The 833-nt window shown below is 43.1% G+C and carries 3 protein-coding genes; all 3 read right to left on the minus strand.

The features are described 5' to 3' along the window. The coding region (locus ACWHAR_RS25310) for an RNA methyltransferase substrate-binding domain-containing protein (RefSeq protein WP_452088216.1) at nt 1-122 on the minus strand (122 nt) is incomplete at its 3' end. Next, nucleotides 106-537 (minus strand): mini-ribonuclease 3, encoded by a 432-nt coding sequence (locus ACWHAR_RS25315; RefSeq protein ID WP_004399685.1) that lies wholly within the window; start codon nt 535-537, stop codon nt 106-108. The genes ACWHAR_RS25310 and ACWHAR_RS25315, both read right to left, overlap by 17 nt. 3 nt (nt 538-540) lie before the next feature. Further along, nucleotides 541-833: CysS/YqeB C-terminal domain-containing protein (locus tag ACWHAR_RS25320; RefSeq protein ID WP_452088215.1), on the minus strand; the 293-nt coding region annotated here is incomplete at its 5' end.

An 833-nucleotide genomic window follows, 5' to 3' on the forward strand; every position in this document is an offset into this window, starting at 1 on the left:
ACTTGCTGTGCTTGTCCCTTTACGGTGTTTTCCGCCATCCACAGCTTATACAGCTTCCGATCAGATTTTAACGTCTCGATCACTGCATTTTTCCCTATGACGTAATCATGTTGCTGACTCATTTGTTTTCCTCCCTGACGTCCCGAATTGTATAGCTTCGGCTACGAGTTGACTAAGTCGTTCCTCTTTTTTCTCTAGAAAAAGGTAGCCCAGAAGCGCTTCAAATGCTGTACTGTAGCGATACGTCTGAACATCTGTATTTTTAGGTGTTGTCCCTGACTTGGCATTTCTGCCTCTTTTCAGCACCGCTTCCTCTTCTTCCGTAAAAAATGATTGATTCTGCAGAAAAAATAGGATCTCAGCCTGTGACTTTGCTGAAACAATCCGGCTTGATTTCTTATGAAGATCATTTGGTTTGGTAAAGCCCTGCTTAAGCAGGTGATGCCTGACATACACTTCAAAAATGGCATCACCTATATAAGCAAGCGCAAGACCGTTAAGCTGCTTAGAATCTTTTATCGTATCAAATTCAAGCATCTGTTATTCTCCCCGTTTCCAGCGAGTGCCTTGAGCCGTATCTTCAAGAATGATATTCATGCTTTTCAGCTGGTCGCGGATCTGGTCTGACAATGCAAAATCGCGATTCCGGCGCGCTTCATTTCGCTTTTCGATTAAGTCTTCAATCTCTTGATCGAGAAGTTCCTGCTCACCCAACGAAAAACCGAGGACAGAAACAATGCGGTCAAACATCTCAATAAACGCCGTAATCACATGATCAGCCGTATGATCTTTCTGAAGATAATAATTGGCGTGTTTCGCTAAGTCAAACAAGA

This window comes from Bacillus sp. LR--39, assembly GCF_053613335.1.